22 protein-coding genes are annotated in these 26,830 nt (G+C 64.4%); 18 read left to right on the top strand and 4 right to left on the bottom strand.

All coding sequences use genetic code 11. The annotated features are described in order from the left end of the window. Positions 1–229: 229 nt before the first annotated feature. From C8C96_RS17095 to C8C96_RS17050, 10 genes are all read left to right on the top strand, one after another. Positions 230–688 carry an Lrp/AsnC family transcriptional regulator gene (locus C8C96_RS17095; protein WP_056067700.1) on the top strand — a complete coding sequence of 153 codons (459 nt, stop codon included), beginning with the start codon at positions 230–232 and terminating at the stop codon, positions 686–688. Positions 689–941: 253 nt separating this feature from the next. Next, positions 942–1,853, top strand: a complete 912-nt coding sequence (locus C8C96_RS17090; RefSeq protein WP_110958861.1) for a LysR family transcriptional regulator — start codon at positions 942–944, stop codon at positions 1,851–1,853. Between the two features lie 305 nt (positions 1,854–2,158). Next, complete coding sequence (locus C8C96_RS17085; RefSeq protein WP_121944065.1) at positions 2,159–2,953, top strand: putative hydro-lyase; 795 nt, start codon at positions 2,159–2,161, stop codon at positions 2,951–2,953. A gap of 25 nt (positions 2,954–2,978) precedes the next feature. Continuing rightward, complete coding sequence (locus C8C96_RS17080; protein ID WP_121943070.1) at positions 2,979–3,944, top strand: TRAP transporter substrate-binding protein; 966 nt, start codon at positions 2,979–2,981, stop codon at positions 3,942–3,944. A 111-nt stretch (positions 3,945–4,055) separates the two neighbouring features. After that, positions 4,056–4,565 carry a TRAP transporter small permease gene (locus tag C8C96_RS17075; RefSeq protein ID WP_121943069.1) on the top strand — a complete coding sequence of 170 codons (510 nt, stop codon included), beginning with the start codon at positions 4,056–4,058 and terminating at the stop codon, positions 4,563–4,565. Positions 4,566–4,586: 21 nt separating this feature from the next. Beyond that, positions 4,587–5,885: a TRAP transporter large permease gene (locus tag C8C96_RS17070; RefSeq protein WP_192421486.1), complete on the top strand. Its 1,299-nt coding sequence runs from the start codon at positions 4,587–4,589 to the stop codon at positions 5,883–5,885. A gap of 42 nt (positions 5,886–5,927) precedes the next feature. Continuing rightward, the gene (locus C8C96_RS17065; protein WP_121943068.1) at positions 5,928–6,893 is read left to right on the top strand and encodes a TRAP transporter substrate-binding protein; all 966 of its coding nucleotides are present in this window, start codon (positions 5,928–5,930) and stop codon (positions 6,891–6,893) included. Positions 6,894–6,924: 31 nt separating this feature from the next. Beyond that, complete coding sequence (locus C8C96_RS17060; RefSeq protein WP_121943067.1) at positions 6,925–7,473, top strand: hypothetical protein; 549 nt, start codon at positions 6,925–6,927, stop codon at positions 7,471–7,473. A 47-nt stretch (positions 7,474–7,520) separates the two neighbouring features. After that, the gene (locus tag C8C96_RS17055; RefSeq protein WP_199737488.1) at positions 7,521–11,174 is read left to right on the top strand and encodes a hydantoinase B/oxoprolinase family protein; all 3,654 of its coding nucleotides are present in this window, start codon (positions 7,521–7,523) and stop codon (positions 11,172–11,174) included. Positions 11,175–11,312: 138 nt separating this feature from the next. After that, on the top strand, positions 11,313–12,986 hold the full coding sequence (locus C8C96_RS17050) for a methyl-accepting chemotaxis protein (protein WP_121943066.1): 1,674 nt from the start codon (positions 11,313–11,315) through the stop codon (positions 12,984–12,986). Positions 12,987–13,082: 96 nt separating this feature from the next. Here C8C96_RS17050 and C8C96_RS17045 read toward each other — a convergent pair whose 3' ends face one another. After that, positions 13,083–14,783 (bottom strand): electron transfer flavoprotein-ubiquinone oxidoreductase, encoded by a 1,701-nt coding sequence (locus C8C96_RS17045; protein WP_056746137.1) that lies wholly within the window; start codon positions 14,781–14,783, stop codon positions 13,083–13,085. A gap of 139 nt (positions 14,784–14,922) precedes the next feature. Between C8C96_RS17045 and C8C96_RS17040 the strand changes: the two genes are divergently transcribed. The 3 genes from C8C96_RS17040 to C8C96_RS17030 all read left to right on the top strand — a co-directional run bounded on the left by C8C96_RS17040 (position 14,923) and on the right by C8C96_RS17030 (position 19,726). After that, positions 14,923–15,705 carry an SDR family oxidoreductase gene (locus C8C96_RS17040; protein WP_121943065.1) on the top strand — a complete coding sequence of 261 codons (783 nt, stop codon included), beginning with the start codon at positions 14,923–14,925 and terminating at the stop codon, positions 15,703–15,705. A 20-nt stretch (positions 15,706–15,725) separates the two neighbouring features. Further along, positions 15,726–16,151, top strand: coding sequence for a thioesterase family protein (locus tag C8C96_RS17035; protein WP_121943064.1), 426 nt, complete (start codon positions 15,726–15,728; stop codon positions 16,149–16,151). A gap of 413 nt (positions 16,152–16,564) precedes the next feature. Further along, the gene (locus C8C96_RS17030; protein WP_121943063.1) at positions 16,565–19,726 is read left to right on the top strand and encodes an EAL domain-containing protein; all 3,162 of its coding nucleotides are present in this window, start codon (positions 16,565–16,567) and stop codon (positions 19,724–19,726) included. A gap of 77 nt (positions 19,727–19,803) precedes the next feature. Here the strand turns inward: C8C96_RS17030 and C8C96_RS17025 are convergent, their stop codons facing one another. From C8C96_RS17025 to C8C96_RS17015, 3 genes are read right to left on the bottom strand one after another with little or no spacing between them, the layout of a single operon-like run. Further along, on the bottom strand, positions 19,804–20,517 hold the full coding sequence (locus C8C96_RS17025; RefSeq protein ID WP_121943062.1) for a hypothetical protein: 714 nt from the start codon (positions 20,515–20,517) through the stop codon (positions 19,804–19,806). Positions 20,518–20,525: 8 nt separating this feature from the next. Next, a complete protein-coding gene (locus tag C8C96_RS17020; RefSeq protein ID WP_121943061.1) occupies positions 20,526–21,107 on the bottom strand; it encodes a peroxidase-related enzyme in 582 nt (193 codons plus the stop codon). Positions 21,108–21,153: 46 nt separating this feature from the next. After that, positions 21,154–21,999: an IclR family transcriptional regulator gene (locus tag C8C96_RS17015; protein ID WP_121943060.1), complete on the bottom strand. Its 846-nt coding sequence runs from the start codon at positions 21,997–21,999 to the stop codon at positions 21,154–21,156. 134 nt (positions 22,000–22,133) lie between these two features. Here C8C96_RS17015 and C8C96_RS17010 point away from each other — a divergent pair, with 134 nt between their 5' ends. From C8C96_RS17010 to C8C96_RS16990, 5 genes are read left to right on the top strand one after another with little or no spacing between them, the layout of a single operon-like run. Beyond that, entirely contained in the window at positions 22,134–23,141 is a 1,008-nt protein-coding gene (locus C8C96_RS17010; protein WP_199737487.1) for a tripartite tricarboxylate transporter substrate binding protein, read from the top strand. 40 nt (positions 23,142–23,181) lie between these two features. After that, positions 23,182–24,102 carry an amidohydrolase gene (locus C8C96_RS17005; protein WP_121943059.1) on the top strand — a complete coding sequence of 307 codons (921 nt, stop codon included), beginning with the start codon at positions 23,182–23,184 and terminating at the stop codon, positions 24,100–24,102. Between the two features lie 12 nt (positions 24,103–24,114). After that, entirely contained in the window at positions 24,115–25,134 is a 1,020-nt protein-coding gene (locus C8C96_RS17000) for a tripartite tricarboxylate transporter substrate binding protein (protein WP_121943058.1), read from the top strand. 56 nt (positions 25,135–25,190) lie between these two features. Then, a complete protein-coding gene (locus tag C8C96_RS16995; protein ID WP_056746123.1) occupies positions 25,191–25,877 on the top strand; it encodes a diguanylate cyclase in 687 nt (228 codons plus the stop codon). After that, a complete protein-coding gene (locus tag C8C96_RS16990) occupies positions 25,874–26,824 on the top strand; it encodes an NAD(P)-dependent oxidoreductase (protein WP_199737486.1) in 951 nt (316 codons plus the stop codon). Before C8C96_RS16995 ends, C8C96_RS16990 begins: the two co-directional genes overlap by 4 nt. Positions 26,825–26,830: the final 6 nt, after the last annotated feature.

Genomic DNA, 26,830 nt, shown 5'->3' with positions numbered 1-26,830 from the left:
GCCGACGGATGCAAGCGGCTATTCAATCTGGGGAGGCATCTGGAATGCCAAGGGCCCCGTGCTGGCGGTAACCAGCCGGGGCCTTGTCAATTTGTGCGCTCCGGTAAGAGCGCCTTGATGGAAGAAGTATGCGCCGGGTGTTGCAGATGAATTTGCTGAACTTGGTGCATTTCGCCGAATGTGCAGAATAATTTTCTGTATTCGCACGATTTGCTGAATAATCCGGCCGATGGATCGACTGGATAGGAAAATTCTCGCTGTCTTGCAGGCCAACGCTCGCGCCAGCCTGCAAGAGATAGGGCAGGCCGTGGGCTTGAGCCCGTCGCCCTGCTGGGGGCGCATCAAAAAGATGGAAGAGGCCGGTGTCATCCAGGGCTACACGGTGCGCATCAACCCCCAGTCGCTGGACCTGGCCGACACGGTGCTGGTGCAGGTCACGCTCGACAGCCACTCCGACAACACGCTCGAAAAGTTTGGCGAGACACTGGCAAGCATTCCCGAAGTGATCGAGGCGCACCTGGTCTCCGGTGACTACGACTACCTGCTGCGCATCGTCGTCAAGGACACGCGTGATTACGAGCGCTTGCTGCGCGAGAAGCTCTACAAGATCAAAGGCATACGGCACAGCCGCTCCAGCTTTGTGCTGCGGACCTTGAAGAAGGCAGACCTGCCCTTGTTCACCGGGTAGGCCGGTGGTGTGGCGTTGCAAGACGCCGCAGATTCCTTGCAGAAAACTGGCAATGCACTTTTAGCCAGCGCCCCCACTGCGAGCAGTTCTGCGTTGTGTCCTTGAAATGCGACGGCACAATGGCTTTTACAGCGCGGTGTCTGCCGGAAAAAGGCGGGTGGATTCCGACACCGTGCACCATCGCAGTGCGCCCGTCTGGGCAGTGCGCAGAGCCGTTGGAGCAAAAGCATACCCAGCCCTTCCGAAGAACACCATGAACCTGCGTTTTGTCGAAGCCTTCTACTGGGTGGCCTCTCTCAAAAGCGTGACACGCGCCGCCGAGAAGCTTTTCCTGACCCAGTCAGCCATGTCCAGCCGCATCTCCGCGCTCGAAGAAGAGCTGGGCGTGCTGTTGCTGGACCGGCGCGATAAGCACTTCAAACTCACGGTGGCCGGTGCCCGGTTCCTGGTGTATGCCAAGCGCATGCTGGAGCTGCAGCGCCAGCTCAAGTCCGAGATGGGATCGGGCGGCCCGTTGGAGGTGTCGATCCGCCTGGGGGCCATCGAATCGGTCTTGCACTCGTGGCTTATTCCGTGGGTGGAACAGCTGCGCAAGGACAACCCTTTGCTGGAGCTGGAGCTGACGGTGGAGACCACGCCCGTGCTGCTCGACCAGATACGCCGCGGCACGCTGGATGCCGTGTTCGCTGCCCTGCCGGCGGCGGCGGATGGCATACGCAGTCAGGCGGTGACGCCCATGGAGATGGTGTTTGTGGGCAACAGCAAAACGCACCGCAAGCGCCGCTATGCGCTGGAAGACTTTGCAGGCGCTGACATCCTGACGTTTCAGCGTGGCTCGCAGCCGCACGTGTCCCTTCTCGATACGCTGCGCCAGGCCCAGGTAGAGCCGCGTTGCGTGCACACCATCTCGTCGATTTCTGCGATGGTGCAACTGGTGCAGGGCGGCTTTGGTGTGGCCACTTTGCCGCGCCTGGCAGTGCAGCGCCTGCTGGCGTTCCCCGACCTGCGTGCACTGGCTTGCGACACCGCACTGCGGCCGCTGCCCATCCATGTGAGCTACCGCGAAGACCCCTCGTCACCCGCCATGGAGGCCGTGGTGCGGTCGGCGCTGGACTTCATTGAGCAGCAACAGCCCGCGCCAGCCCGCCGCCCTCGCAAGGGCTGAGCCTTTCGTCAAAAAGCTTCGGTGCACCCTGTCGGGTGTGCGCGGCGCATGCCATTTTTTCATGCAATCCAGGGATTCGTTGGTTTCAGGGTTTACCCGTAAATTTTCTCTCAGGGTTTTCCCTTGGCACCAAGTTGGTTCGACTCTCCCCAATGAAGTGCATGGAAAAAATCGATGAGCTGATAGAAATTTTTTGAATTTGCCAGGGGCTGCCGCCCCCCAACACAATCTGCCCAACGTCATGCAATTGACTTTTCTCAATGCAAGGAAAAACGGTGGACTTCGTTCAAGAAAATTCGCTCGCGGTGTTTGGTTCCGAAGGTGCCAGCAACCCGATCCATGTCCGTGACACCATCCGCAAGGGCCTGTGGACATCGCATACCAGTGGTCTCGCGGATGGCCATGTCCAGGGCAACGTGGTCATCCTCCCCGAGGTGCTTGCCAGTGACTTCCTCCGGTTCTGTCAACGCAACCCCAAGCCTTGCCCTGTGCTGGCGGTCAGCGAGCCCGGACAGTTCACCTTGCCTTCACTGGGCAAGGGCATCGACATTCGCAGCGATGTGCCGCTATATCGCATCTGGCGTCACGGTGAAATGTCGGAAGAGGTGGCGGACATCGCCAGCCTCTGGCGATCTGACTTGGTCACCTTCGTTCTCGGTTGCTCGTTCTCGTTCGAGTCCGCGTTGATCGAGGCAGGCATCCGCCTGCGCCATATTGACGAAGGAAAGAACGTGGCGATGTTCCGCACCAATGTGCAAACTGAGCCCGCTGGCCCCTTCGGGGGCGCCATGGTGGTGACCATGCGTCCCATGCCGGCAGCAGATGTGATTCGGGCCGTGCAGGTCACCTCACGGTTTCCCAATGTGCATGGCGCGCCTGTGCATATCGGAGACCCGGCACTCATCGGCATCGCCGATCTGGCCCATCCCGACTACGGGGATGCCGTGGCGCTGATGCCCGGTGAGATCCCTGTTTTCTGGGCCTGCGGCGTGACACCGCAATCGGCCATCCTCAATGCCCAGCCGGCCTTCTGCATCACCCACGCCCCGGGTTGCATGCTGGTCACCGATCTTCTTAACCACCAACTCGCCAGCTTCTAAGCGGCTTACCCCCAGGAGTCTCCCCATGAAAAAATTTGCACTCTGCATGACGGCCGCCCTCAGCGTGTGTGCGGCCCAGGCCCAGGTCAAGTGGGACCTGCCCACCGGCTACGGTGCCAACAGCTTCCAGACGCAAAACGTGCAGCAGTTCGCCGATGAAGTGGACAAGCTCACTGGCGGCAAGCTCAAGATCACCCTGCACCCCGGTGGTTCGCTGTACAAGGCCAACGAGATCAAGCGTGCGGTGCAGACCGGGCAGGTGCCTTCGGCAGAGTTCATCCTGTCGGGCGCCACCAACGAGAACCCGTTGTTTGGGGTGGACTCTATCCCTTTCCTGGCGACCACCTACGCAGAGTCCAAGCGTCTGTACCTGGCCGCCAAGCCCGCGCAAGAGAAGCTGCTCGCCGCCCAGGGCGTGAAGGTACTGTTCTCGGTGCCATGGCCTGGCCAGTCGCTGTATTCGCTCAAGCCGGTGAGCACGCCCGCAGACTTTGCGGGCACCAAGATGCGCGCTTACAACCCTGCCACCACGCGCATTGCCCAGCTGCTCAAGGCGCAGCCCGTGACGATCCAGCTGTCGGAGCTGGGCCAGGCCCTGGCGACCAACACGGTGCAGAACTTTCTGACATCGAGCGCCAGCGGCGTGGAGTCCAAGCTGTATGAGCAGGTCAAGTACTTCTACCCCGTCAGCGCATGGCTGCCGCGCAATGCCACGGTGGTAAACCAGAAGGCCTTTGACGCCCTCGACAAGTCCCTGCAGGACGCCGTGCTCAAAGCCGCAGCTGCCGCCGAAGAACGCGGCTGGGCCACCAGCGAGCGTGTGGACAAGGAATTCATCAAGGAGCTGTCGGCCAAGGGCATGACGGTGGCCGAGCCCAGCGACAGCATCAAGAGGGAGCTGGCCAGTATCGGCGAATCCATGACTGCCGACTGGGTGAAATCGGCCGGGGCCGAGGGGCAGGCCATCATCGACGCCTACCGCAAGAAGTAGTCGCGTCTGAACGTGTCTGAAGGCCCCCACGGGGCCGGGTAGCGCGCCGCGCGCTACCCCCGCAATCTCGTTACCGATCCCCCTCTTTTTCAAGCGTTACAGGAGTACGCCATGGACAAACTCGTCCGAAATTTCTACAGGCTGCTGATGCTGCTGTCCGGCCTGTCGATGCTGGCCGCGTTCGGCGCAGTCACGCTGGGCGTTTTTGCCCGCGAAGTCATCCACCTCAACATCGACGGACTCGACGCTTACGCGGGTTACGCCATTGCCGCCGCCTTGTTCTTTGCGCTGCCCAGCACGCTGCAAAACGGCGATCACATCCGCGTGACGCTCATCCTGGACAGGCTGCCCGCCCGCTGGCGCAGTGCCTTCGAGTGGTTCTGCCTGGTCAGCGCGCTGGTGCTGTCGGTGTACATCGCCTGCTATGCAGTGCGATCGGTATGGATCTCCTACGTCACACACGACATCTCACCGGCAGCCGACGCCTCGCCGCTGTGGATTCCTCAGATCAGCATGGCCATGGGCTGTATTGGTTTTGCGCTGGCGTTTGCCCATGCGCTGGTGCTGCGCTTCCAGGGTGTGGCGTTCATGGCTGTGTCCGAAGCAGCCCGTTCCGAATAACCCGATCCAGGAGAACTCATCATGGACGTCATCATTGCTCTGGGTCTGATCGTGGTGCTGTTCGCAGTGCTCGGATCGGGCCTGTGGATCGGCCTGTCACTGCTGGCAGTGGCCTTGGTCGGCATGGAGTTTTTTACCAACCGCCCGGTGGGCGACAGCATGATGCTGACCATCTGGGGGTCTACCTCCAGCTGGACGCTGACGGCTCTGCCGCTGTTTTTGTGGATGGGCGAGATCCTTTTCCGCAGCAAGCTGTCAAGCAGCATGTTCAAGGGCCTGGCGCCGTGGCTGGAGCGCCTACCAGGCCGACTTTTGCATGTGAATGTGGTGGGCTGCACCATCTTTGCCGCGATCTCGGGCTCGTCGGCCGCTACCTGCGCCACCATCGGCAAGATCACGCTGCCTGAACTCAAGCAGCGCGGCTATCCCGAAGATATCTCCGTGGGCACGCTGGCTGGTGCGGGCACCCTGGGTCTGTTGATTCCGCCGTCGATCATCATGATCGTCTATGGCGTGGCGGCCAACGTTTCGATCTCTAAGCTGTTCCTGGCAGGGGTGATTCCGGGGCTGATGCTGGCTGCGCTGTTCATGGGCTATATCATCGTGTGGGCCCTGTTCAACAAAGACAAGGTGCCTGCGCCTGACGCGCGCCTCAGCTTTGTGCAAAAGCTGTATGCCTCCCGCCACCTGATTCCCGTCGTGTCGCTCATCGTCGTGGTGCTGGGCGCCATCTACAGCGGCATTGCCACCGCCACCGAAGCTGCCGCGCTGGGTGTGGCCGGGTCGTTGATCCTGGCCAAGATCGAGGGCTCGCTGAACTGGGAGCGTTTCAAGGAAGGGCTAGTCGCCGCCTGCCGCGTGTACTGCATGATCGGCCTCATCCTGGCGGGTGCCGCGTTCCTCACGCTGGCCATGGGCTTCATTGGCCTGCCACGGCACTTGGCCGAGTTCATCGGCGCGCTGCACCTGTCGCCCTTTGCGCTGATGCTGCTGCTCATCGTGTTCTTCATTGTGCTGGGCTGCTTCCTGGACGGCATCTCCATGGTGGTGCTGACCATCGCGGTGTTGCTGCCCACGGTGGAGGCCGCAGGCTTTGACCTGGTGTGGTTCGGCATCTTCATCGTGCTGGTGGTCGAGATGGCGCAGATCACGCCGCCTGTGGGCTTCAACCTCTTCGTGTTGCAGGGCATGACGCGGCGCGAAGTGACCTGGATCGCACGCACGGCGCTGCCTCTGTTTGCTCTGATGATCGTTGCGGTCGTGATGACGTACTTCGTGCCGGATGTCGTGCTCTGGCTGCCACGCCAGATGCAGGGCTGACCCCCAGCACCCACGCCTGAAACGTCCGCGCAGGAGTTCCCCATGAAAACTTTGGTGTTGTTGGCTGCGTTCGCCGTGGCCCCGGTGCTGCACGCCCAGACCCAGTGGAAGCTGGCCACGGGCTACCGCGCGGAGTCGTTTCATACCCGCAATCTCGTGCAGTTTGCGCAGGATGTGGAGCGTGCTTCGGCCGGTGCGTTGCGCATCGAGGTTCACGCCAACAACGCCTTGTTCAAGCTGAACGAGATCCCCCAGGCCGTGCAGGAGGGCAAGGCCCAGGCGGGAGAGACCATCATGACCAACCTGGTGCGGGACATCCCCATCGCCGGGGCGGATGCCGTGCCCTTTGTGGTGCGCAGCTATGCCGACGCGCGGCGCATGTGGGACGTGCAGCGCCCTTTGATCGAGTCGCACATGGCCAGCAAGGGGTTCAAGGCGCTGTACGCGGTGCCCTGGCCGCCGCAGGGGCTGTTCTCCATCAACCCCGTGCGCTCGTCCGCCGACTTCAAGGGCACGCGCATGCGCACCTACAACCCCGGGACCGTGCGCATTGCCGAGCTGCTGGGCGCCACGCCCGTGGATGTGCCCATGGTGGAAGTCAACCAGGCCCTGTCGGCTGGCAAGCTCGATTCCATGATCACCTCGGCCCTCACCGGGGTCGAGAACCAGGTCTGGGGACAGATCAAGCAGTACTACGGCATCAATGCCTGGTTTCCCAAGAACATCGTCTTTGTGAACCAGCAGGCTTTTGACGCACTGCCTGCACCCGCACGCCAGGCGGTGACCAAGGCCGCCGCCGAGGCAGAAACGCGCGGCTGGGCCATGAGCGCTGCGGTGGCCGAAGAGTCGGTGGCCGAGCTGCAGCGCAAGGGCATCAAGGTGGATCGTGCGCCAGCGGATTTTGATGCCGAACTCAAGCGCCTGGGCGAACGGTTCTCGCGCGAGTGGGTGCGCTCGGTGGGCAGCGAGGCCAACCAGATCTTCATCCCGTACTACACGCAGCGCTGACCTTTCCTGCACGCCTTTCAGGAGAAGCACCATGCACACGCCCTCGGACACCATCGAGATGTACCTGCGCGCCAAGGATCTCAATCGCCCGCACCTCATCGCGCAAGCCTTTGCCGGTGGCGCGCTGCTGCAGATGGAGATGCGCCAGGGCGATGGGCAGGCCCTGGCCTGCACCCTGGGCCGCGAGGCCATTGCCGAGACCCTGGTGCGCAACTTTGGCCGCGCTTATGAAAACGCCTACACCTTTTGCCTGACCGATCCACCGGCACCGGCCTGCACAGACTTTCACTGCCTGTGGCTGTCAGCCATGACGGCCAAGGACAACCGCGCCGTGTGCGTGACTGGCGGCCAATACCACTGGCGATTTGCCCCTGGCAACCGCCTGGCGCAAGAGCTGCGCATCGTGATCGACACCATGCAGACGCTGCCACCCGCCGACATCTTGCCCGTGATGGCCTGGGCTGCCGCGCTGGCCGGTCCCTGGTGCCCCGTGGAGCGGGCTCTGGCCACCGCACCCCCCATTCCTGCCGTGTGGCAGGTCATGCAAAGGCTGGCCCCCGCCAGCCTTGCCATCGCCTAGCCACATCGCTACCTCTTTTTCAACTTTCTATTTCGGAGCCACTACACATGACCACCATGACACCCCAAACGCACACCCCACGCTGGCAGTTCTGGATCGACCGGGGCGGTACCTTCACCGATATCGTGGCCAAACGGCCCGATGGCTCCCTGACCACCCACAAGCTGTTGTCCGAGAACCCCGAGCAGTACAAGGATGCTGCCGTGGCGGGAATCCGCCACCTGCTGGGCCTGAAGCCCGGCGAGCCCGTGACCCCCGCGCTGGTGGAATGCGTGAAGATGGGCACCACGGTGGCCACCAACGCGCTGCTGGAGCGCAAGGGCGAGCCCACGCTGCTTGTCACCACACGCGGCTTTCGCGATGCACTGCGCATCGCGTACCAGAACCGCCCGCGTCTGTTTGACCGCCACATCCAGCTGCCCGAGCTGCTTTACACCGAAGTCATCGAGGCCCGCGAACGCATGGGCGCCCATGGTGGCGTGCTGCAGAACCTGGACGAAGCCACCTTGCGCGGTGACCTGCTGGCCGCTTATGGCCGCGGCCTGCGCAGCGTGGCCATTGTGTTCATGCATGGCTACCGCTACACCCAGCACGAGCAGGCGGCCAAGCGCATCGCACAGGAAGTGGGCTTCACGCAGATCAGCACCTCGCACGAAACCAGCCCCATGATGAAGTTCGTGAGCCGGGGCGACACCACGGTGGTGGATGCCTACCTCTCTCCCATCCTGCGCCGCTACGTGGAGCAGGTGGCCAGCGAGATGCCGGGCGTCAAGCTGTTCTTCATGCAGTCCTCCGGTGGTCTTACCGATGCAGGCACCTTCCAGGGCAAGGACGCGATCCTCTCCGGCCCGGCGGGCGGCATTGTGGGCATGGCGCGCACGGCGGGCCTGGCCGGGCATGAAAAGGTCATCGGCTTTGACATGGGCGGAACGTCCACCGATGTGAGCCACTACGCCGGTGCGTTCGAGCGCGAGTTTGAGACCCACGTGGCCGGTGTGCGCATGCGCGCCCCCATGATGAGCATCCACACGGTGGCGGCTGGCGGTGGCTCGGTGCTGGCCTACGACGGTGCTCGTTTTCGCGTCGGCCCTGAGAGCGCAGGCGCCAATCCAGGCCCGGTGAGCTACCGCCGCGGCGGCCCGCTGGCTGTGACCGATGCCAACGTGATGGTCGGCAAGGTGCAGCCCCGTTACTTCCCCAGTGTGTTCGGCCCCGCAGCCAACGAAACGCTGGACGCCGATGCGGTGCGCGCGCGATTTGAAGAAATTGCTTCGCAGACGCAGCGCAGGCCCGAAGAAGTGGCCGAAGGCTTCATCCAGATTGCCGTGCAGCAGATGGCGAACGCCATCAAGAAGATCAGCGTGGCGCGCGGTTACGACGTGACGCGCTACACCCTGCAGTGTTTTGGTGGCGCCGGTGGGCAGCATGCCTGCCTGGTGGCGGATGCCTTGGGCATGTCGCGCGTATTTGTACACCCGTTGGCTGGGGTGCTCAGCGCCTACGGCATGGGCCTGGCCGACCAGACCGTGATCCGCGAGCAGGCGGTGGAGATGCCGCTGGCGGCTGAATCCCTGCCACTGATCGCTGAGCGCCTGGATACGCTGGGTTCTGCCGCGCAGGCCGAGCTGGAGCGCCAACAGGTCAGTGCGAACCCGGTGCAGGTACGCCACAACGTGCATGTGCGCTACGAGGGCACCGACTCGGCTCTGGTGGTGCCTTTTGGCGACATGGCCAGCATCCAGACGGCCTTTGAGGCCGCCTACCGCCAGCGTTTTGCGTTCCTCATGGCGGGCAAGGGCCTGGTGGTGGAGGCTGTGTCGGTCGAAGCCATGATTGCCGGTGACGCCCCCGCCGAGCCGCGCCTGCCCGTGCACCCACACCGCAAGCACCCGCAGCGCGAGGTGGTCAAGATGTACTCGGGCGGCGCCTGGCACGATGCGGCCCTGGTGGTGCGCGAGGACCTGCACCCTGGCGACGTGATCCCCGGCCCGGCCATCATTGCCGAGAAGAACACCACCACCGTGGTGGAGCCCGGCTGGTCTGCGCGCCTGACCGACCTGGACCACCTGGTGCTGGACCGCGTCACCGCCCGCAAGGTGCAGTACGCCGCAGGCACCACGGTGGACCCGGTGCTGCTGGAGGTGTTCAACAACCTGTTCATGAACATCGCCGAGCAGATGGGGCTGCAGCTGCAGAACACGGCGTATTCGGTCAACATCAAGGAGCGTCTGGACTTCAGCTGCGCACTGTTCGATGCAGCCGGCAACCTGATTGCCAACGCGCCCCACATGCCCGTGCACCTTGGGTCCATGGGCGAGAGCATCAAGACCGTGATCCGCGAGAACGCGGGCAAGATGCACCCGGGCGACGTGTACATGCTCAACGACCCGTACCACGGCGGCACCCACCTGCCCGATGTGACAGTGATCACCCCGGTGTACGTGGCCGAGGGCAACGAGCCCACGTTTTATGTGGGAAGCCGGGGCCACCATGCGGACATTGGCGGCACCACGCCGGGGTCCATGCCACCGTTCTCCACGCGCATTGATGAAGAAGGTGTGCAGATCAACAACGTGAAGCTGGTGGACCGGGGCATCTTTCTGGAAGAGGAGGTGCGCACCCTGCTGGCCACGGGCGGCGGCACCACGCCATACCCCAGCCGCAACCCGCAGCAGAACCTGGCCGACCTGCGCGCACAGATCGCGGCGAACGAAAAAGGCGTGCAGGAGCTGTCGAAAATGGTGGACCAGTTTGGCCTGGATGTTGTGCAGGCCTACATGTGCCATGTGCAGGACAACGCCGAAGAGTCGGTGCGCCGTGTGATCACCCAGCTCAAGGACGGCAGCTTCACCCTGCCGCTGGACAACGGCGCGCAGATCAGCGTGTCGGTCAAGGTCAATGTGGCCGAGCGCAGCGCGGTCATCGACTTTGCAGGCACCAGCCCGCAGCAGATGAACAACTTCAACGCCCCGCGCGCAGTGTGCATGGCGGCCGTGCTGTATGTGTTCCGCACGCTGGTGGACGACGACATCCCGCTCAATGCCGGGTGCCTCAAGCCCCTGCAGGTGATCATTCCGCAAGGCTCCATGCTCAACCCCAACCCGCCGGCCTCGGTGGTGGCAGGCAATGTGGAGACCTCCACCTGCATCACCAATGCGCTGTTTGGCGCCCTGGGCGTGATGGCGGGCAGCCAGCCCACCATGAACAACTTCACCTTCGGCAATGCGCAGTACCAGTACTACGAAACCATTGCCGGTGGTAGCGGTGCGGGTGCGGTGCTGGACGCGTCGGGCCAGGCGGTGCGCGGCTTTGACGGCACCAGCGTGGTCCAGACCCATATGACCAACTCGCGCCTCACCGACCCCGAGGTGCTGGAGTTCCGCTTCCCGGTGGTGCTCGACAGCTACGAGATCCAGCGCGGCTCGGGCGGCGCAGGCCGCTGGGCGGGTGGCGATGGCGGCGTGCGGCGCGTGCGCTTCCTGGAGGCGATGACGGCCAGCATCTTGTCCAACGGGCGACTGAACCCCGCCTTTGGCATGGCGGGCGGCCAGCCCGGCAGGCCTGGTGCCAACCGCGTGCTGCGTGCCAACGGTCAGGTGGAGGAGCTGGGCCACATTGGCGCAGCGCTGATGGAGCCCGGCGATGTGTTCGAGATCGCCACCCCCGGCGGTGGTGGCTTTGGCGAATGTGTCACGTCCTGACGTGATGGCCCGCTGACCCCGGTGGGGCAGGCGTTGTGTGCTGTGAGCCTTTGGGGGCGCACGGTGCACGGCGCACGGCGCTGGTCACCACCGACTTCGCCCCCCGCACGGTGCGGGAAATGAAACAGGAGAACGCTCATGAACTATTTGCCCGCCACATCCGGGGCGCCTGGCGGCGCCGCCTTCTCCGCCGCACCGGCCGACGCGGAGTTCAGCCGTGCCGTGCCAGACGCTGCCGCTCAGAGCCCTGCACCTGCGCGGCACCGCCGGACTCTGAGCGTGGGACAAAAGCTGGCGGCCAGCTTTGGCATTCTGGGCTTTGCGGTGGCGCTGCTGGGGGCCACCACCTGGCTCACAGGGCAGGACACGAGCCGTCAGGCCACGCTGCTGACCACGGAGCAATTGCCCATTGAGCGCACCGTGCGCGACTGGAAAACCCAGTCGGTCTACATCGGCCAGATTGCATTGCGGGCCACGTTGTCGTCCGATGTGTTCCCCCTGGTGGCCGAAATGCGCAATCAGATCGCCGCCGAAGACGCCATGCGCAAGCGCATTGATGAAGCGCTGACCAAGGCGTCTTCCAGCGAGAGCGCGAGGCCGCTGTGGGCACAGGCCCAGGCCGAACGCCAGAAATATGCCGCGCTGCGGGACGCACTGGTGCAAAACGCCCTGGAAGCCAAGATCATCAGCCAGAAAGAGCTGCAGGAGCACGCCGCTGCGTTGACCCAATACCTGCGGTCCATCGACCAGTTGCTTGCAGCGTCCGAACAGTCCTCCCTGAAGGCGGGCGACAGCATGATTGCCGACGCGTCCCGTGCGCAATGGGTCAGCGCCGTGGCGGTGCTGGTGGTGGTGGCGCTGTCGGCGCTGTTTGGCTGGCTGCTGCGGCGCTCCATCGTGCTGCCGCTGCGCCAGGCGTCCGAGGCGGCTGCTGTGGTGGCGCGTGGCGACCTCACGGTGCGCATGCAAACCCAGCGCACCGACGAGATCGGCCAATTGCTCACTGCGCTGGACAAGATGGTTGAGTCGCTGCACTACGTGGTGACCGAGGTGCGTGACTCGGGCGAATCCATCCATGTGGCCAGTTCGGAGGTGGCAGCGGGCAACACTGACCTGAGCATGCGCACCGAGCATGCCGCCAGCAACCTGCAGCAGACGGCGGCCAGCATTGCCCAGCTGGCGCAGATGGTGGCCGCCAATGCCGACAGCACGCGCCAGGCCAATGCCCTGGCGCTGAACGCCACCGAAGTGGCCAGCAAAGGCGGCGAAGTGGTCAGCCAGGTGGTCAAGACCATGGAAGAGATCAACGCCAGCAGCAAGAAGATCGCCGACATCGTGGGCATCATCGACGGCATTGCTTTCCAGACCAACATCCTCGCACTCAACGCGGCCGTGGAGGCGGCCCGTGCGGGCGAGCAGGGGCGTGGCTTTGCCGTAGTGGCCAGCGAGGTGCGGGGCCTCGCAGGGCGCAGCGCCAATGCGGCGCGCGAGATCAAGGCGCTGATCTCCACCAGCGTGGACAAGGTGAGTGACGGCGCCCGGCTGGTGGTGACCGCAGGTTCCACGATGGGCGACATCGTACAAAGCGTGGAGCGTGTGACCACGCTGATGTCCGAGATCAACGAGGCCAGCAGCGAGCAGAGCACGCAGATCGGCCAGGTGAGCCAGGCGGTGGACCAGCTCGACCACATGACCCAACAGAACGCCGCGCTGGTGGAGCAGGGCGCCGCAGCGGCCCAGAGCCTCAAGGACCAAGCCAACCGGCTGGCGGGTGCGATGGGCCAGTTTCAGCTCACACGCGCAGCCGCATGAGGAGGGGTATTGCGCTGCAGATCGGACTGATTTTCATGAAAAAGGGCCTGCAGTGCAGGCCCTTCAAGCGCAAGGTGCTATGAATTTTGACGGTGCTTACATGCCCGCGTAGTTAGGGCCACCGCCGCCTTCCGGCGTGACCCACACGATGTTCTGCGTGGGGTCCTTGATGTCGCAGGTCTTGCAGTGCACGCAGTTTTGCGCGTTGATCTGCAGGCGCTGGGCATCGCCGCCCTTGGTGGTGTCGGGCACAAACTCGTACACACCCGCCGGGCAGTAGCGTGCCTCGGGGCCGGCGTACTTGGCCAGGTTGATGTTGACTGGCACGCTCGGGTCCTTGAGCGTGAGGTGGGCGGGCTGGTTCTCTTCGTGGTTGGTGTTGCTGATGAACACGCTGGAGAGGCGGTCGAACGTGAGCTTGCCATCGGGCTTGGGATAGACGATGGGCTTGCACTCGGCGGCGGGCTTCAGGTACGCGTGGTCGGGCTTGTCGCGGTGCAGCGTCCAGGGGATGTGGCCGCGCAGCACGAACTGCTCAAAGCCGTTCATCAGCGTGGCCGTGGTCAGGCCGTACTTGAACCAGTTCTTGAAGTTGCGGTCCTTGTTCAGCTCGGTGTGCAGCCAGCTCTTTTCGAAGGCTTCGGGGTAGGCGGTCAGCTCGTCGTGCTGGCGGCCTGCCACCACGGCGTCGTAGGCGGCTTCAGCGGCCAGCATGCCGGTCTTGATGGCGGCGTGGCTGCCCTTGATGCGACCGACGTTCAGGTAGCCAGCATTGCAGCCCACCAGGGCGCCGCCTGGGAACACGGTCTTGGGCAGTGCGTTGATGCCGCTGGCGTTGATGGCACGTGCACCGTAGGACAGGCGCTTGGCCGTGATCTCGCCCTTCTCATTTTCGAAGTAGTAGCGGACGTTGGGGTGCGTCTTCCAGCGCTGGAACTCCTCGAACGGGCTCAGGTAGGGGTTGGCATAACCCAGCCCCGTGACGAAGCCCAGTGCCACCTTGTTGCCCTCCAGGTGGTACAGGAAGGCGCCGCCGTAGGTGTCGTTCTCCATGGGCCAGCCGGCGGTGTGCATCACAAAGCCGGGCTGGTGCTTCTTGGGGTCGATCTCCCACAGTTCCTTCACGCCAATGCCGAAGCTCTGCGGGTCGCGGTCCTTGTCGAGGTGGAACTTGGCAATCAGCTGCTTGCCCAGGTGGCCGCGTGCGCCTTCGGCAAAAACGGTGTATTTCCCCAGCAGTTCCATGCCGAGCTGGAAGTTCTCGGTGGGCTCGCCATCCTTGCCAACGCCCATGTTGCCGGTGGCCACGCCCTTGACGGAGCCGTTGTCGTTGTAGAGCACTTCAGCCGCAGTGAAGCCGGGGAAGATCTCCACGCCCAGAGCTTCGGCCTGTTCGCCCAGCCATTTGGTCAGGTTGCCCAGGCTGATGATGTAGTTGCCGTGGTTCTGCGCAAAGGGCGGCAGGAACATGTTGGGCACGCGAAAGCCCGACTTTTCAGACAGGAAGATGTAGGCGTCGTCGGTGACGGGCTGGTTCAGGGGCGCGCCGCGCTTTTTCCAGTCGGGGATCAGCTCGGTGAGGGCCTTGGGGTCCATGATGGCGCCCGACAGGATGTGCGCACCGGGCTCGGACCCTTTTTCGAGCACAACCACCGAGACGTCCTGGCCTTTTTCGGCCGCCAGTTGCTTCAGGCGGATCGCAGTGGCAAGGCCGCCAGGGCCGCCGCCAACGACCACCACGTCGTATTCCATGGATTCGCGGGGGCCGTATTGGGCGAGGATTTCTTCGTTGGTCATGGGCTTCTCGTCGGGCGTTTGATAATGGATTATTTTCTACAGAGCGCCGACCGCGCCCTGTCTGTCTGGCGACTGATTGTATTCACGGAATATAGACAATCGAACGACCGTTCTATTTTGATCAGTAGGGAGACTCTAAATGGCATACAGCATCGACTTGTCCGGCCGCGTGGCCTTCATCACGGGCGCCTCCAGCGGCCTGGGCGCGCAGTTTGCCCGCACCCTGGCCCGAGCGGGCGCAGGCGTCGTGCTGGCCAGCCGCCGGGTGGAAAAACTCAAGGAGCTGCGCGCGCGCATCGAAGGCGAGGGCGGTGACGCTCATGTGATCGAGCTGGACGTGACCGACCACGACTCCATCAAGGCCGCCGTGGCCCATGCCGAGACCGAAATGGGCTCCATCGACATTCTGGTCAACAACTCGGGCGTGAGCACCACGCAGCGCATCCAGGACGTGACGCCCGAGGACTATGACTTCATCTTCGACACCAACGTGAAGGGCGCCTTCTTTGTGGCGCAAGAGGTGGGCAAGCGCATGCTGGCCCGCTCCCGCGGTGCAGCGCCGGGCAGCTTCACCGGCGGTCGCATCATCAATATCGCTTCGATGGCGGGCCTGAAGGTGCTGCCGCAGATCGGCGCCTATTGCATGAGCAAGGCCGCTGTGGTGCAGATGACCCGGGCGATGGCCCTGGAGTGGGGCCGGTTCGGCATCAACGTGAATGCGATCTGCCCCGGCTACATCGACACGGAAATCAACCACCACCACTGGCAGACCGAGCAGGGCAAGAAGCTCATGGACATGCTGCCGCGCAAGCGCGTGGGCCAGCCGCAGGACCTGGATGCGCTGCTGGTGATGCTGGCCAGCGACCAGAGCCATTTTGTGAATGGCGCGGTGATCGCAGCCGACGACGGCTTCGCGGTCTGATCCCTGGGGCACGAGCGGGTATGAAGATCGAAATCCCTGAGGTCAAGAAGCTGGTCTTTGAGATGCGGTTCCCGGTGCGCTGGGGCGACATGGATGCGATGGGCCATGTCAACAACACCATGTACTTCCGCTACCTGGAAACCGCGCGCATCGAGTGGATGGTGTCGGTGGGCTGCAACCCCGACCCGCGCGGACAGGGGCCTGTCATCGTCAATGCGTTCTGCAATTTCTACAAGCAGCTCGAATACCCGGCCGACGTGTTGCTCAAGCTCTACGTGAGCGACCCGGGCCGCACCACGTTCGAGACCTGGGGCACGATGGAGCGCGTGGACCAGCCGGGCGTGATATGCGCAGCGGGCGGAGCTACGACGATCTGGGTGGACTTTCCGCAGCAGAAGGCGGCGCCGCTGCCCGACTGGATGCGGACGCTGGTGACTGCCAGCTGACCGTCCGTCTCGTCACTTGAGCCCTGTGGCGGGGGCTGGCGGCTCATTTTTTGGGTTATTCGGCCGGTAGCGCACGTGATACATGCCTTGATTGCTATTTAAAAGATAGTATTTTGGGGATTTGCACCGGTGGTTTGACGGCACGGTGGAAGGCGAGCCTCTACCCGCACCCAGCACCCGTGCCACTTCTTCCCTCTGCTGGTGGCCCTGCGGTAGCCAGTGAATACGGTCCCACTGGCACCGAGGCGCGGAGCACTGTGCCCATACCGCCGACCCCATACCGCGCCTTCTCATTCAACCTCCTGTTCTTTTTGTTACCTGTTAGGATGACTTCGGCAACGATAGAAGAAAACGAATAGAGCTGGGGAGGGGATTTCCAATACCGCACCGACGTGCTGCTTAGTGCTTTCTGAATGAATTCGACCATCCCAGCAAGCGTGGCTGCCAGCAGCATCAACAAGGTGACCAATCTGGTCATCGCGTCGGTTCTCTTCATGTTTGGCCTGTACGCCTTTGACGAATGGGGGCAGGTCAGGGACCGTGAAGAGGAGCACATGCAGTCCAACCTGGTGCTGCTTACGCGGACGCTGGACACCTTCTTTCTTTCCAAGCGCGCGGGCATGCTCAGCCTGGCTGAGACCATTGCGATTTCACCCGGGGGAATCGACAACCTGGCCCAGGTGCAGCAGTTGTTGGTGGACTACCTCAAGTACCGCCCCGAAGTCAGCCAGACCTACGTGAGCGACATGAACGGCCAATTACTGGCCTCGTCGCACACGCCCAGCCTGCAGGGCCTCCCCAGTCTGGCTGCTCAACCCAGCTTTCAGGACTTTGCGCGCGATGCCCGGGACCTGCGCGATATCTACCTGGGGCGGCCGCAGCGCGATGCGCTGGACAAGGACTGGGTTTTCACCCTGCGCTATGTGCTGCGGGATCAAAATGGCCAGGCGCAGGCCGTGTTGACCGATGTATTCCCTGTGGATTTTCTGGAGTCGCTCTGGAAAGACGCGCCACTGGTGCAGCAGCTCACTGTGGGCGTGCTGCGTGACGATGGCTATCTGATGACCCGCTTTCCGGTGCCCGCCGCAGTCACCAAGGACGAGGTATACGGCACGCGCCGTGCCGGGGCGTTGATCCGGTATCTCACGCAACAACAGTTTCCGGTGCAAGGGCGGGTGGAAGGGCCCAATGCGCTGCTCAACGGCCAGCACTTCGTGAACCTTTTTCACCGGCTCGAAAAACTTCCAGTGACGGTGTTTGTGGGCCAGTCCGAGCGCCGGTTCTGGCAGGTATGGGCCCGCAGCATCGACACTCCACTGGCGCTGACGGCCCTGTTGCTGGCGTTCATCAAGTTTGTGTCGCTGCGCCTGGCGCGCCGCGAGAGCGAAAGTGCGCAGCAAAGGCTGGTGGTGGAACAAGTGCTGCGCGACAGTGAAACCGAGCAGCGGTCGCTCATCGACAACCTGATGACGGGCCTGGTGATCCACGATGCGACGGGTGCGGTGGTGCGGTGCAACGCCGAGGCCAGCAACCTCCTGGGGCTGAGCTTTGAGCAGATGACCGGCAAGCAGCTGATGGACCCGGCCTGGTCCTTCCTGAACGAGGAAGGCCAGACCATGCCCGTGTCTGACTACCCCGCCTCGCGCGTGGTTGCCACCCGCGAACCAGTCAACGGCATCGTGGTGGGCATTGTTCGCTCCAAAGACGCCGACATATGCTGGGTGCTGTGCCGTGCCGACCCCTGGTTCACGCCGGTGGGAGCGCTCGACAAGATCGTGGTGACCTTTGTCGACATCACCATGCGGCGCAAGCTGACGTCGCAGTTACAGGACCGCGAACTCAAGTTCCAGGCGCTGTTTGACAACAGCATGGACGCAGTGTTGCTGACCTCGCCCGATGGCACCGTGCTGGCCGTGAACCAGGCGGCTTGCCGACTGTTTGACTTGAGCGAGGCACAAATCATCGCCCGGGGGCGCATGGGGCTGGCCGACCCTGCCGACCCCCGGTTGCAGGAGCTGCTGGTACAGCGCCAGCAGAGGGGGCAGGCGGCCGGCCTGCTGACCATGGTCCGGGGTGATGGCAGCCACTTCACCGCCGAGATCAGCTCCAGCATTTATGGCGACAGTGAAGGCCGCCAATACAGCAGCATGATTGTTCGCGACATCACGGAGCGCCTGCGCAGCCAGGCCGAGCTGGAGGCTGCCAATGCACAGATGCGCCGCATCAACGAGCAGTTGGCCGAGGTAGCGCACTTTGACATGCTGACGCACCTGCCCAACCGCGTTCTGCTGGCCGACAGGCTTCAGCAGGCCATGGCGCACTGTGTGCGTCGCAACAAGTCGCTGGCGGTGGCGTTTCTGGATCTGGATGGCTTCAAGGACATCAACGACCGGTATGGCCATGCGGCGGGCGACGAGTTTCTGGTGGCGATTGCCAAGCGTCTGCGGTCTGCACTGCGCGATGGCGACACGCTCGCGCGCATTGGTGGGGACGAGTTTGTGGCCGTCATGACCGACCTGACGGCCGAGCAGGACTGCGAGCCCCTGCTGTTGCGGCTGTTGCAGGTGGCGGCCGAGCCGTTGCTTGTGAACGGGCAATCCCTGCAGGTGTCTGCCAGCATTGGCGTCACCATCTACCCGCAGGATGGTTCCAGTTCGGAGCAGCTCATCCGCCATGCCGACCAGGCCATGTACCTGGCCAAGCAGGCGGGCAAGAATCGGTTCCACCTGTTTGATGTGGCCAGCGATGCGGCCATCCGGATCAAGCGCGAAAGCCTGGAGCAGATTGCCACCGCCATCGCGCAGCGGGAGCTGGTGCTGTACTACCAGCCCCAGGTCAACATGCAGACAGGTGAGGTGGTGGGGATGGAGGCGCTGGTCCGCTGGTTGCATCCGCAGCGGGGCCTGCTGGCCCCGAGCCAGTTCCTGCCGGTGATTGAAGACCACGACATGGCGATTGCGATTGGCGAGCGGGTGCTGGACATGGCCCTGTCGCAAATGGCGCAGTGGCTGGCGGTGGGGCTGCGCATGCCGGTCAGCGTCAACGTGTTCTCCAAGCAGCTCCAGCAAGAGGACTTTGTGCACAAGCTGCGCCAGGCACTGGCCGCGCATCCCTCGGTGCCTTCGTCGGCGCTGGAGCTGGAGATTGTGGAGACCAGCGCGTTGCAGGACATGGCCCAGGTATCTGGCCTGATGCACGCATGCGCCGAACTGGGCGTGCGGTTTGCTCTGGACGATTTTGGGACCGGTTATTCGTCGCTGACCTACCTGAAAAAGCTGCCTGCAGAGCTGCTCAAGATCGACCAGAGCTTTGTGCGCGACATGCTCGAAGACCGGGATGACCTGGCCATCGTCCAGGGCGTGGTCGGCCTGTCCAAGGCCTTCAACCGCAAGGTGATTGCCGAGGGCGTAGAGACTGTGGCCCACGGTCGCAAGCTGCTGGCCATGGGCTGCGTGTTGGGCCAAGGGTATGGCATTGCGCGGCCTATGCCTGCGCAGCAGATGCCTGGCTGGCTGGACCAGTGGCGGGCGCAGCAGCCCTGGGTGCCTCAGGAAGACGTTGGCTTGCCTGCCTGACGCCTGATGACTGATGCGGAGATGGTGAGCACAGGGGAGGGGCGCTACCTGCGGCGACCGAGCGGCAAGGAATACAGTCAACCGGGCGGCAGGGCTACGCAGTGCGCCATGGGCATGCCCTGTGCCTCGGAGGCACCCAGCAAGAGCAGGCGCTGCAGCTCAGGCAAATACCGGATGGCTGTCTGCGGTGCGCTGTAGCCGTTGCTGTTGTTCAGGCGTTCTTGCATGCGCAGCACAAGACGGCTGGGCAGGTGTTCGATGCTGAGGGTGCGCACGCCTGTGTAAAAGGTGGTGTCTATGGTGCCTTCGGTGCCAAAGAAGCCGCCACCCACGCGCGCCGCGCGGCGCCGGCCCTCGAAGGTCGTGGTGATGCGCAGTTTGTCGTCACGGCTGGTACAGCTCCCCTCGAAGGCCGCAGCGCACTCCATGGGCAGCGGATTCTGTTGCACCAGCACTGCCTGCACGGATGGGGTGTGCAGCAGTGCGGGGGGCACGGGCTCCAGGCGTACGCAATCGGCGGTGGGTATGACCTGCCACGCCGTAGCGCCCGGCGAGTCAGGGATTTGCAGGCGCGAGCCTGCAACACCCGCACCGAGGTAGTAAGTGGGCGCCGCCCCCGTGCTGGACTCTTCGCGGAAGAGCGAGGCGGACCGCAACGGCGACAGCGCACCAGCAGGCACGGCCACAGTCAAAGGGTGAAGGGGCAGCGTGCCCTCCGGTGGCCCAAACCCTGCGGCCTGTACCGCAGGGGCGGCCAGCACCCAAAGCCAGATCGTTCGTGCGGAGCGCATGGTTTGGATCAGGCCGCAGGCTTGGCCTTGGGCACACGGCCCATCAGATAGAACTCAGGGTTGGGCTGCATGCCCGCAAAGCTGGCCATGCGGTTGGACAGGCCAAAGAATGCCGTGATGGCGGCGATGTCCCAGATGTCCTCGTCATCGAAACCATGGGGGTGCAGGGCCTCGAAATCCGTGTCGTCGATCTCGTGGGCGTTCTGGCACACCTTCATGGCGAAGTCGAGCATGGCCCGCTCCCGGGGGCTGATGTCCGCCTTGCGGTAGTTCACCGCCACCTGGTCGGCGATGAGCGGCTTCTTCTCGTAGATGCGCAGGATCGCGCCATGCGCCACCACGCAATACAGGCACTGATTGGCCGCGCTGGTGGTGGTGACGATCATCTCGCGCTCGCCCTTGGTCAGGCTGCCTTCTTCCTTGAGCATGAGCGCGTCGTGGTACGCAAAGAATGCACGCCATTCCGCTGGCCGGCGGGCAAACGCGAGGAACACGTTGGGGATGAATCCCGCCTTCTCCTGCACTTCAAGAATCCGCGCGCGGATGTCGTCGGGCAGGGTATTCAGGTCAGGGAAGGGGTAGCGGCTCACGGCAGTCTCCTCGGTTTTTGTGTGGGGTGGATAACGGATGCAAGTATCAGGGATGCCATTGCGTCGCCCGCACGGGGGCATGGGCCGGCGCGGCCGAACTGCCAGCCAGCGCGTAGGACAACTGTGTCGCTGCAGCGACCACGGTGTGCGCCAGCGCTTCGAGCTTTTCGGCGGGCAAACGCGAGGCCGGGCCTGAGATGCACACCGAGCCCATGAGCCGCCAGTGCATGCCAAACACCGGCGCCGACACGGTGGCCACGCCCTGTTCCCGTTCACCAATGGACCAGTGGTAGCCCTTCTTGCGGATCTCTTCATAGGCCTTGCCCGGCTCGCCCGAAAACGCCAGGATCACGCGGCCCGGTGAGCCCTTGTCCAGCGGCAGTCCTTCGCCCATGCGGGCGTGGTGGCGCAGCGCTTGCGGGCCTTCCACGCGCACGAGGCAGGTGCGCACATTGCCTTCACGCACGTAAAACGCAGCGCTTTCGCCGGTGGCAAGGGTCAGTTCACGCAGCGCGGGCTCCAGCACGTTCTGCACGTCAAAGCCTGCCTGGTAGCGCGCACCCAGCCAGCCTGCGGCCGGGCCCAGGCGCCAGTCGCCGTCTTCGCGCTGCACCATGAACCCAGACTGCGCCAGCGTGCGGGCCAGGCGCAGTACGGTGGTCTTGTGAAGGCTGCAGCGGCGGCTCAGCTCTGCCAGGGACAGGCTGGACTCGCCCAGCGCAAAGGCCTCCAGCACCTGCAGCGCACGCGTCACGGCGATCACGCCACCGGTGTCCTTGGTCGCCGCATCGGTCGGCCCGTCTGCGCTTTCATCGGCCCCGGCAGTGGTGGCATTTGGCTGGGTGGCCTTGCGCGGGGCAGGGCGCGCGGGCGACGAGTGTGGGTTGCTCATGGCGCAATTCGTTTCATTGTGTGCAACTGCATTGTATGGGTTGAAACGCGTGCGTACATTCGCACTCCACGGCGCCAGGCCCGAACAGGCCCTTGCAGATCGGCGTGACGAACCACCATAACGGAGACAAATCCATGATCGCTCTTTCATCGCTTTCACGTTCTTTGAGTGCGCGCCTGTGCGCCGCTTTCCTGGGCCTTGCGGCCGTGGCCGTGCCCCACGGCGCTGCGCAGGCGCAGACGGCTTACCCCGCCAAGGCCATCCGCCTGATTGTTCCGTTCCCCCCCGGCGGTGGCACCGACATGATCGCCCGCGCCGTGGCGCAGAAGATGGCCGACCAGAACAAGTGGAGCGTGATCGTGGACAACCGCCCCGGCGCCGGTGGCAACCTGGGGGTGGACGCTGTGGCCAAGGCCGACCCGGACGGCTACACGCTGGTGATGGGGCAGACCAGCAACCTCGCCATCAATCCTACGCTGTACAAGAAGCTGCCCTACGACCCGCTCAAGGACCTGGCGCCGGTGGCGCTGGTGTCGTCCTCGCCCATCGTGATGGCGGTGCCGGTCAACTCGCGCTTCAAGACCTTTGCCGATGTGGTGGCTGCCTCCAAGGGCAAGCCTGATGCACTGACGCTGGGCTACTCAGGCAACGGCACCGTGGCCCATCTGGCCGGCGAACTGGCCGAAAACGCTGCAGGTATCCAGCTGCGCCACATCCCTTACAAGGGTGCGGCCCAGGCCATGACGGACCTGATGGGCGGGCAGATTGATCTGTACATGTCGTCGGTGCCCACGCTGCTCGGCCATGTACGCAATGGCAAGCTCAAGGTCATTGCCATCACCTCGGCCCAGCGCTCCGCGCAGCTGCCGGATGTGCCCACGCTGGCGGAGTCCGGGTTCAAGGGCTTTGAGGCCGTGACCTGGTTCGGTGTGCTGGCCCCTGCGGGCACGCCTGCAGCCATCGTGGCGCAGCTGAACAAGGCCATCAACCAGGCCCTCAAGCAACCAGACGTGGCGGACAAGCTGCGCTCTGAAGGCGGCGACATCCTCGGGGGCACGTCCGAGCAGTTTGCGGCACTGCTGCGCACCGAAGTGCCGCGCTGGTCCAAGATCGTGAAGGACTCTGGCGCCAGCCTGGACTGATCGAGCCGCCACGTTCATCCCCCGCTGACTGCCCGTCGCCATGACCCGCGATCGCCTTGTCACGCCCGTACCGTTCTCGCTGGGAACGACGGCGCCCCGTACCGCACTGCCTGCGGCGGCGTGCGACTGCCACGTGCATGTGTACGACCAGCGCTTTCCTGCTGCGCCCGGCGCCCGGCTGTTGCCGCCCGACGCGTCGGCCAGCGACTACCGCGCGCTGCAGCAGCGCCTGGGCACCGAGCGCACGGTGCTGGTCACGCCATCCACCTACGGTTCGGACAACCGCTGCATGTTGCAGGGCCTGGCCGCGTTGGGTACGCAGGCCCGGGGCGTGGCCGTGATCGATGGCAGCGAGAGCGATGCCCAGCTGCAAGCCCTGCACGACGTGGGCGTGCGCGGCGTACGGCTGAACCTGTCGCTGGGCGTCACGGGCTCGGTGGACTCCATCCTGCCGCTGGCCCGGCGCATTGCCCCCTGGGGCTGGCATCTGCAGCTGCTGATGGCGTCCGATGTGCTGGCTTGCCTGGGCGATGTGCTGCGCAGTGTGCCCGTGCCCTTGGTGTTTGACCACCTGGGCCGCATCGCCCCCGAGCAAGCCGGGACGCACCCGGCCCACGCACTGCTGCTGCAGCTGCTGGGCGAGGGCAGGGCCTGGGTCAAGCTTTCGGGCGGCTACATCGTCAGCGCCACCCATGCGGTGGACGACCCGGCGCTCGATGCACTGGCCGCCAGCTACTTGCGTGCGGCGCCTGAGCGCGTGCTGTGGGGCAGCGACTGGCCCCACGCCACCGCCAGCGCTGGCCTGCACCCCGTGCCGGACGACGCATTGCAAATCGACACCCTGGCGCGCTGGTGCGATCAGGCCGGTGCGGATGCCCTGCGCCGCGTGCTGGTCACCAACCCTGCCGCGCTTTACGGCTTCCCGCCGGTCTCGACTTCTTCATCCCCCACCCCTGTCTGAGGGCCTTGCACCATGACCTCTTTGGTATCTCCCCTATCCACGCACGGCGCGCAGCGCCGCCACCTTCTGACCACCCTGGCCCTTGCGGGCGCTGGCGTGGGCACGGGGCTGCCCGCTTGGGCGCAAAACGATTGGCCTGCGGGCAAGCTCATTACCTGGGTGGTGCCTTACCCCGCCGGTGGCAGCACCGATGTGCTGGGCCGCAACATCGCCCTCAAGCTGGGCGCGGCCCTGTCCACCAACGTCATCGTGGACAACAAGGCCGGGGCCACGGGCACCATTGGCGCGGCCTACGTGGCCAAGGCGGCGCCAGACGGGCTCACGCTGCTGGGCACGTCCATCGGCCCGCAGGCGATTGCGCCGCACCTGATGGCCAAGCTGCCCTACGACCACATCACGGCGTTCGAGCCCGTGATCACCGTGGGCACCATCCCCCACATCCTGGTGGTGGGCGCCAACCAGCCCTTCAAGACGGTGGCCGACTTGCTGGCCGCCGCCAAGGCCCAGCCGGGCAAGCTGGCGTTTGCCTCGGGCGGCAACGGCACCATTTTGCAAATGCAGGGTGAGCTGCTGCAGCAGCAAACCGGCGCGCGCTTCATCCATGTGCCCTACAAGGGCGACACCCCCGCGCTGCAAGACACTTTGGCCGAGCAGGTGCAGTTCATGTTTGCCCCCGCAGCCGCCGCGCTGCCGCATGTGCAGTCGGGCAAGTTGCGCGCCCTGGCCGTCACCTCTGCCCAGCGCCTCAAGGCCCTGCCTGCCGTGCCCACCATGGGCGAGGCGGGGCTCAAGGACTTTGTGGTGGAGCAGTGGCAGGCCGTGTTTGCGCCCGCCAAGACGCCCGCCGCCATCGTGCAGCGCCTGAACCGCGAGATCGCTGCCGCGCTGAAAGACCCCGCCCTCATCGCCCTGGCCGACAAGCTGGGCGTGACGCTGGTGGGCGGCACGCCCCAGCAGCTGGGCGACCTGCAAAAGGCCGACTCGGCCAAGTGGGCCAAGGTCATCAAAGAAGGCGGCATCAAAGCCGACTGACCACCGCAGTTCTCTTATTTCCTTTCTTCATTCCATCGTTCAACCGGACCACTCCCATGAGCCAACTCCCTGAAATCATCCGCACCATTGACCGCGTGAGCGGCGACGTTGTTGCCCAGGCCGCTACCTACCAAGCCGCCATCCTGGCCGACGTGGCAGGCCGCCGCGGCACCATGCATGGCCGCGTGGCGCCTGTGCACCAGAACATGAAGGTGGCTGGCCCCGCCTTCACCGTGGAAGTGCGCCCCGGCGACAACCTCATGATCCACGCCGCCATCGCCCTGGCCCAGCCAGGCGATGTGCTGGTGATTGACGGCAAGGGCGACCAGACGGCGGCGCTGATGGGCACGCTGATGCTCAGCGCCTGCAAGAAGCGCGGCCTGGCGGGTGTGATCGTGGACGCCTCCATCCGCGACAAGCTGGAAATTCTGGAGCTGGACTTCCCCGTGTTCAGCGCGGGCTTCAACCCTGCAGGGCCGACCAAGTACGTGCCCGGCCGCATCAACCACCCCATCAGCGCCGGCGGCGCGGTGGTCAACCCGGGTGACCTGGTGGTGGGCGACGCCGACGGCGTGGTCGTCATCGAGCGCGAAAAAGCCCCCGCCATGCTGGCCCTGGCCGACAAGAAGGTGGCCGACGAAGCCGCCCGCATCGAAGCCATCGCCCGTGGCGACACCGCATCGAAATGGCTGCCCGCCGCCCTGCGCGCTGCGGGTGTTTTGAAGGAAGGGGAATCGCTGTGAGCAACGCTACCCACCCCGTCATCATCGTCACAGGCGCCGACCTGGCGCAACAAGCCCTCGACCTGCTCACAGGCTACGAGATCGTCTACGCAGGCAAGACGCCGACGGAAGAGGACATGGTGGCCCTGTGCCGCGCGCACAACCCCGTGGCCATCATCGTGCGCTACGGCAAGGTGGGCGCTGCGGTGATGGACGCGGCCCCCGCGCTCAAGGTCATTTCCAAGCACGGCAGCGGCACCGACACCATCGACAAGGTGGCTGCCAAAGCCCGTGGCATTGAGGTGGTGGCCGCCGTGGGCGCCAACGCCGCCGCCGTGGCCGAGCAGGCCCTGGCCCTGCTGCTGGCCTGCGCCAAATCGGTGGTGGCATTGGATGCGCGCATGCACGCTGGCCACTGGGACAAGGCCACGCACAAGAGCCTGGAGCTGGGTGGCCGCACGGTGGGCCTGGTGGGTCTGGGCGCCATCGGCCTGCGTTTTGCCAAGATGGCCGACGCCCTGGGCATGCGCGTGATCGGCTTCGATCCGTTTGCCAAGAACCTGCCCGCCTATGTGCAGGCAGTGGACCTGGAGACGATCTGGCGCGAATCGGATGCCATCTCGTTGCACTGCCCGCTGACCGACGAAAACCGCAACCTGCTGAACGCCACCACGCTGGCGCAATGCAAGCGCGGCGTGATTGTGGTGAACACGGCACGTGGTGGCCTGATCGACGAGGCCGATCTGCTGGCCGCCGTACGCTCAGGCCAGGTCATGGCGGCCGGGCTCGACAGCTTTGCGGTGGAGCCGATGACGGCGGGCCACCCCTTCCAGGGCGAGAAGCACTTCATCCTCAGCCCGCACATCGGCGGCGTGACGAGCGACGCCTACGTGAACATGGGCGTGGGCGCGGCGAAGAACCTGCTGGCCGTGCTGGCACGTGCACCGCATGCAGTAGCCGTCGCCTGAGCGCCG

Origin of the sequence: Acidovorax sp. 100 (assembly GCF_003688355.1) — a bacterium.
Classification (GTDB): domain Bacteria; phylum Pseudomonadota; class Gammaproteobacteria; order Burkholderiales; family Burkholderiaceae_C; genus Acidovorax; species Acidovorax delafieldii.
This window is presented reverse-complemented; position numbering and strand designations above follow the sequence as displayed.

Bases quoted from the DNA above. Each gene is read 5' to 3' on its own strand.
- C8C96_RS17095 (WP_056067700.1), top strand. From the start codon at position 230: ATGGATCGACTGGATAGGAAAATTCTCGCTGTCTTGCAGGCCAACGCT.
- C8C96_RS17090 (WP_110958861.1), top strand. From the start codon at position 942: ATGAACCTGCGTTTTGTCGAAGCCTTCTACTGGGTGGCCTCTCTCAAA.
- C8C96_RS17080 (WP_121943070.1), top strand. From the start codon at position 2,979: ATGAAAAAATTTGCACTCTGCATGACGGCCGCCCTCAGCGTGTGTGCG.
- C8C96_RS17075 (WP_121943069.1), top strand. From the start codon at position 4,056: ATGGACAAACTCGTCCGAAATTTCTACAGGCTGCTGATGCTGCTGTCC.
- C8C96_RS17070 (WP_192421486.1), top strand. From the start codon at position 4,587: ATGGACGTCATCATTGCTCTGGGTCTGATCGTGGTGCTGTTCGCAGTG.
- C8C96_RS17065 (WP_121943068.1), top strand. From the start codon at position 5,928: ATGAAAACTTTGGTGTTGTTGGCTGCGTTCGCCGTGGCCCCGGTGCTG.
- C8C96_RS17060 (WP_121943067.1), top strand. From the start codon at position 6,925: ATGCACACGCCCTCGGACACCATCGAGATGTACCTGCGCGCCAAGGAT.
- C8C96_RS17055 (WP_199737488.1), top strand. From the start codon at position 7,521: ATGACCACCATGACACCCCAAACGCACACCCCACGCTGGCAGTTCTGG.
- C8C96_RS17050 (WP_121943066.1), top strand. From the start codon at position 11,313: ATGAACTATTTGCCCGCCACATCCGGGGCGCCTGGCGGCGCCGCCTTC.
- C8C96_RS17045 (WP_056746137.1), bottom strand. From the start codon at position 14,783: ATGACCAACGAAGAAATCCTCGCCCAATACGGCCCCCGCGAATCCATG.
- C8C96_RS17040 (WP_121943065.1), top strand. From the start codon at position 14,923: ATGGCATACAGCATCGACTTGTCCGGCCGCGTGGCCTTCATCACGGGC.
- C8C96_RS17035 (WP_121943064.1), top strand. From the start codon at position 15,726: ATGAAGATCGAAATCCCTGAGGTCAAGAAGCTGGTCTTTGAGATGCGG.
- C8C96_RS17030 (WP_121943063.1), top strand. From the start codon at position 16,565: ATGAATTCGACCATCCCAGCAAGCGTGGCTGCCAGCAGCATCAACAAG.
- C8C96_RS17025 (WP_121943062.1), bottom strand. From the start codon at position 20,517: ATGCGCTCCGCACGAACGATCTGGCTTTGGGTGCTGGCCGCCCCTGCG.
- C8C96_RS17015 (WP_121943060.1), bottom strand. From the start codon at position 21,999: ATGAGCAACCCACACTCGTCGCCCGCGCGCCCTGCCCCGCGCAAGGCC.
- C8C96_RS17010 (WP_199737487.1), top strand. From the start codon at position 22,134: ATGATCGCTCTTTCATCGCTTTCACGTTCTTTGAGTGCGCGCCTGTGC.
- C8C96_RS17005 (WP_121943059.1), top strand. From the start codon at position 23,182: ATGACCCGCGATCGCCTTGTCACGCCCGTACCGTTCTCGCTGGGAACG.
- C8C96_RS17000 (WP_121943058.1), top strand. From the start codon at position 24,115: ATGACCTCTTTGGTATCTCCCCTATCCACGCACGGCGCGCAGCGCCGC.
- C8C96_RS16995 (WP_056746123.1), top strand. From the start codon at position 25,191: ATGAGCCAACTCCCTGAAATCATCCGCACCATTGACCGCGTGAGCGGC.